The sequence below is a fragment of the Aquimarina sp. RZ0 genome, assembly GCF_008370685.1.
Taxonomy (GTDB): Bacteria; Bacteroidota; Bacteroidia; order Flavobacteriales; family Flavobacteriaceae; genus Aquimarina.
In genome coordinates, this window is record NZ_VTZU01000043.1 from 57740 (window position 1) to 63999 (window position 6260).

The 6260-nt window shown below is 33.9% G+C and carries 2 protein-coding genes; one reads left to right on the forward strand and one right to left on the reverse strand.

Features of this window, described 5'->3' with window-relative positions:
• Positions 1 to 61: 61 nt before the first annotated feature.
• Complete coding sequence (locus F0000_RS16855) at positions 62 to 2923, reverse strand: esterase-like activity of phytase family protein (RefSeq protein ID WP_149625900.1); 2862 nt, start codon at positions 2921 to 2923, stop codon at positions 62 to 64.
• Between the two features lie 328 nt (positions 2924 to 3251).
• On the opposite strand from F0000_RS16855, the gene F0000_RS16860 reads away from it, so the two are divergent.
• Positions 3252 to 5657 carry a TIM-barrel domain-containing protein gene (locus F0000_RS16860; protein WP_149625901.1) on the forward strand — a complete coding sequence of 802 codons (2406 nt, stop codon included), beginning with the start codon at positions 3252 to 3254 and terminating at the stop codon, positions 5655 to 5657.
• Positions 5658 to 6260: the final 603 nt, after the last annotated feature.

The following is a 6260-nucleotide window of genomic DNA, read 5'->3' on the forward strand; positions in this document are numbered from 1 at the left end:
TCTCGTCTGAATTAAAAAATAACTTGATTCAGTCTACGGTGATTTTATCTAAGAACGGGTATTATTTTTTAAGAATTTTTTTCTTAATGAATTCTCCATTTACTTCTATAATAGCAAAATATACTCCGGTAGAAACTTCGACTCCCGTATCTGATTGACCATTCCAGGTATATTCTAAATTACCGCGGTCAAAATTCTTAGGGCTGATTCTTTTAATTAGGTTTCCAGAGACATCAAAAATATCGATGGTTATAGATTCGATATTCTTTTTTGTTGTAGAAAAAGTTACTTGCTCTGTAAATGTATTTGGATATACTTTAAAATCAGAGGCGTTTACTTTTTGAGAATTTTCTGAAGCATCGTTCCACGGCAATCCTAAACGCTCATCCAGCCATAGTAATATAAATTCATTATCGTCTGGTAATCCGGCACCCACATGTCTACCTATACTAAAAGGGTAGTTATTATCATTGAGCACACCGATTAGAAATGGATTAAATACGACCACACTTTCTATCGTCACAAATGGAAATGCAAAGTCTCTGCCAATTCCTATATCACCAGATAGCCCGGGTTCAGAAATTCTGCGAGGATCTCTTATTTTTAGTAAATCTACATTTAGTCGTTTTGTTATAAATGTAGAATCTTCGTCTAAAGCTATTTCATAAATAGCTTTAAAACCAGTAAGATCACCTTGAGAACCATCTCGTTCTATAATGAGTCCTCTTTTTTGATTAAACATAATAAAATCACCGGTAGCAGTTGCTCTTTCGTTTAGTGGGTATTCATACTTTTTATTAGTATATGATTTAGTAGTAAGATCAAATTTGTGGATTAATAAATTATTATTTTCACTACCTTCTATGGGTTTTTCTAATAGTGGTAATAGGGCTTTTTGATCTGTCGTTAATGCCATTCCTTCAAAACCACCACTTCGTTTTACCTTAAATGGAGTGTCTGATTTTGTGGTTCTGTAAGGCCAGTATAAACCTGCTAACCACGGTGTGTTTTCTCCGTTTTGATCTTGTAAGTTTGTACCATCACCAGCTTCTCCAACTTTTGGAAAATCTCCAAACAAGCATACCGTTCTTATGGATGGATACTGCTTGTGCGCAAGGAGTAAAGTTCTGAAATCAAAACTTTGAATATCTGCGCGATCTGTTAGATTATTAGCAACAATAACATCTGCAATAGCAGTAGTAAATGTTTCTGGACCAAAAGTTCTTTCTGCAAAAATAGCTCCTCGGTCATCAAGATCTGTTCTCGGATTAATTTTGGTTTCAATGTTAAAACGTACTTTTGCAGCATTTTTCCAACGTTTTTCGGCATCGGGATCAGTGGCGCCTGCTCCGTTTTTGTAGTATGCTACATAAAACTCAACAAAATCAAATAATTGTTGTAACGAAGGCATTATATAAGGATTTATAAACCCTTTTTGATTAGCGAAAGCTACAGAAACTGGCGATAATGATGTATCATTGGTCTGTGCGGGTCTTCCTGATAATAGTTTGTCTGCAATAAAAGTACGTTGTATACTATCCAATGTAAGATCTTTTACCAATACTTCATCTTCAAAATTATATGAAGTACCATCAGCTTTACGAGTCTTGGCAGCTTCAATATGTGGATCATGATCCAGTACAGGGATTCCGTCTAATGTAATACCGCAATCTGTCTCTAATGTCGACATTAGATAATCCAAAGCAGCTTCCATAGCAGGTAATGTATTTTCAGGACGTAAATTTCTAGCTCCACGATGTCCCTGTGCATCAAACAAGCTAACATCAATCAGTCCATCAGCATCTATATAATCAGCCCGTCCATCCTGATCTTTATCAAAATTTTGTACCACTTCTAATAGAATATCAGGGCGATCAGAAATAATTCCCTGCAATCCTAAATCTAATAGACGAGTCATGTTTTCGGCATCATTTACAGTATATACGACTACTGGATGACCTGCTTTGTTTAATGAAGAAATATTAAATAATTCACTAGAAGCCTCAGCTAAGCCAGTAGGAGGTGCTGTCCTACTGCCTACCTGGGTAGTCTCATCACCATCATCAAGCATTACAAACCAAGGCGACATTACAGGAGTTTTGCTACCATACGTTTGTGCGTGTGATCTCATAGCATTCATGATTCTAATAGCACTAGCTTCTTCACTAAATGGGTTTTGAGGAGATCGCAGTTCTTTTCCGGGAGTGTCTAAATCAGGTAAAGCATAGGGAGCGTCTAATAATATTCCGTTTTTATCAAAATGTAATAAGAAAGGACCAAATTCATCACCAATCCAGTAATCTCCATTATGGGTTCTTTGTATCGCTTCAATATCAAAATCAGCTCCGGTAAGGATTCTTTCGGGAGAGAAACTATTTGTGATGGCAAAAGGAATTAAACCATTTGGGTCGCTGAGTTCAATATGATCAATAACCTGAATATCTCCCTGACCACCAAAGAAAGATTCAAATCTTGGTTTAATTATGTATAAACGCAAATTATAGTCGGCAGAATTTTCGATGCTGCCAAAACCGTTATCAGACATTGCCGTAAAAGTTCCATCAAAATTATTGAGTACTGCAGAAAAACCCTGAATAGGCTGTTTATTGATAAAAGGAAGTGTTTGGTTATTTATAGGATCATCACCAATATATAATCCGGAGGTCGGACCCTCCGCAAAACTTGCTGCATTTAATACCGCACGAGAAACCAAAAGATCACCAAAATTTCGGAAAGAGGTACCTAAACTTTTATCATAGTTTTTTTCTTCATAATTTTTATCTACTGGTATATCGAATTGCTGTTCAACTTTTACATGTTGAGTTTGAGCAAAAGAAGAAAACGAAAAGAATAAACCAAAGCAGCATACTGAGTATAGTATTTTTTGTTTTGACATAAAAATCGGGAGTGAATACTTTTTCATACGTGATACGATTAAGTTAGTTATGAATAATACATTAAAAGTAGGGCGTAAGTATTACCAAATTGTTTAGTGTCTTTGATTAAATGTTTAGGATAAGGTTAGGTATTTTACCTTTCTGATCTCCTTGTATGAATTAGATTACGATAGGTGTCTCTGGTGCCTCAAAACCTAACTAAAACGTTTTCGTTACTTGTTGTGGTTTTCTTCACATAAAAAGCAAATAACTAAAGATTCGATAATTTTATACTGGTGTATGTCAAATGATCTTCAATCTATTAGGATTCTCTTATATTTGAGTAGTATCCGTTTCAGAAAACAGCAAATTACTATGAAATTAAGATTTCTCTCCATTTTATTTTTTGGATTACTTATGTTTACTACAAGTTCTTGTAAACAAACTTCCAACAATTTTATAACCAATATCGATACATATTCTAAGGATAAGTTTATAAAAATAACAAGAGAGGATGGAGCATATATAATTAAACTATATTCTGATAAAATTGTAGAGACTTCTTTTATTCCTAAAGGAGAAGTTTTTAACCCGATATCACATGCAGTAGTTCTGAATACAAAAGATATAAATGCCAAAGTAACAGAAACAGATACTACCATTATATACGGTTCTGATGGTATTCAGGTTCATATAACCAAAGTCCCTTTTCATATTTCATATACCTATAAGGAGAAAGAGCTAATCTCTGAAAATAAAGGATATGTGAAAACAGATTCTACAGAGATTCTTAATTTTAAGTTGGATAAAGAAGAAGTCATTTATGGAGCAGGTGCCAGAGTAGTGGGTATGGATAGAAGAGGAAACCGTTTACAGTTATATAACAAAGCGCATTATGGGTATGAAAATCATTCAGAGTTAATGAATTATACGATGCCGTTGGTATTATCTTCCAAAATGTATGCTGTTCATTTTGATAACGCCCCAATTGGGTTTTTAGATATTGATAGTAAAAAAGATAATACATTAAGTTATGAAACTATAAACGGAAGAAAAACATATCAGGTAATTGTTGGGGATCATTGGAAAGATCTTATGGATGAATATACAGACTTAACAGGAAAACAACCACTGCCTCCTCGTTGGGTTTTTGGAAATTTTGCCAGCCGTTTTGGGTACCATTCAGAGAAAGAAACAAAAGATATTGTTGCCAGATTCAAAAAAGATAGTATACCTCTTGATGCAATAATTTTGGATATTTATTGGTTCGGAAAAGAAATAAAAGGACATATGGGGAATCTGGAATTCTTAAAAGATTCATTTCCCAATCCTAAAGAAATGATTAATGACTTCAAAAAAGAAGGAATAAAAACTATTTTAATTACAGAGCCTTTTGTCCTGTCTACGTCAAAAAAATGGGAAGAAGCAGTGGCCAAAAAGATATTGGCAAAAGATTCATTAGGTAATCCGTTTAGGTATGATTTTTATTTTGGGAATACAGGGATTATAGATATTTATGATCAAAAAGGAAAAGACTGGTTCTGGAATATCTATAAAACATATACTCAGCACTATGGAATATCAGGGTGGTGGGGAGACCTGGGAGAACCAGAAGTACATCCATCTGATTTAGTGCATGCTATTGGATCTGCTGATGAAGTTCACAATATTTATGGGCATGATTGGGCACGATTATTACATCAAGGATATCAAAAAGATTTTCCGGAGCAACGTCCGTTTATTTTAATGCGTGCCGGATATTCTGGATCTCAACGATTTGGTATGATCCCCTGGTCTGGAGATGTAAACAGAAGTTGGGGAGGGTTGCAACCACAAACAGAAATTGCACTGTCTATGGGCATGCAGGGATTGGGATATATGCATTCTGATCTGGGAGGATTTGCTGGAGGAGAAACTTTTGATGCTGAGTTATATACTCGATGGTTGCAATATGGAGTTTTTCAACCTATTTACAGACCACACGGTCAGGAACATATCGCACCGGAACCAGTATTTCATGATAAAAAAACAAAAAGCCTTGTCAAAAAAAGTATCGAACTCAGATATAAACTCTTACCATATACTTATACAATAGCTTTTGATAATAATCAAACGGGTGTTCCCTTGATGAGACCTTTGTTTTTTGAAGAACCAGAAAATAGAAAACTAAAAAGAATTTCTGACACTTATTTATGGGGGGATAATTTTTTAGTCTCTCCAATTATAAAACCAGGAGTGATATCAAAAGAGGTGTATTTTCCTAGAGGGGTTACCTGGTATGATTTTTTTACAGGAAAAAGATACAGAGGGGGCAATTATAGTACTGTGGTCAGTAGAGAAGATCATATTCCAGTATTTGTAAAAGGAGGATCTTTTATCCCTATGATAGCTCCCGTGCAGCATACGGGATTATATACTACAAAAGAATTCGAGTTACATTACTATCATGATGCTACAGTAAAAACCAGTAAAGGAAAGCTTTATGATGATGATGGTAAGACTCCCAATGCTTATGAGAAAGGAAAATATGAAATACTTACATTCAGCAGTACGGTCAATCCAAAGAAGCTTTCTATAGACCTGGTAGCAGATACCGGTAGATTGTACACCACTTCTCATCGCAAGATTTTTGTAAATATTCATCATATAGAAACACCTCCATACTCAATAACAATTGGAACTAATACAATTTCTTTTGACTGGAATAGAGAGACTAAGATTGTAAGTTTTAATGTTGATTGGAATTCTGAAAATGCTAAGAGAATAGAAGTAATTTTGTAATGTGTTATTTTATTGATTATTAATGTGATACTCTATTTTTTTGTCATTGCGGCACTTTATACCAATAATAAATTCTATGCACAATGACGTACTTCATAAGTTCATAATGATGAACCTATTAAACCATTACTCAAGATGAGCTAATAAATTATGCCATATTATTAATGAATTTCCATATTCTTTAAATTAATTAAATATAAACAGTAGTTTTTTTGTCATATATCTATATCGGTTATGGGATAATAACACTGAAAACCCACTTTTAGCTGTTGATCTTTGTTATTTAAGTACTTGATTATAATTAATTTGTGTAAAAATAAAGTTGTAATACTCCACTTTTGTAAGAAGCACCACATATCCTGAGCTACTTTAATCTATAACTTTAACCTATTAGAATTTAACACACAAAAAGAAAACTCAAGAAATTATGAAATCAGTAAACTTTTCAAAACTACTTGCCTACAGTTTTTACATTTTATGTCACGTCCTAAAATACGGCTACAGATTAATATTAAAATTTAAGCGGCACTTTGGTGCACGTAATTAGGTGTTTTATAGTCTAAAGATAAATGTAATCTTTTATTGTTATATAATTTGATTGCG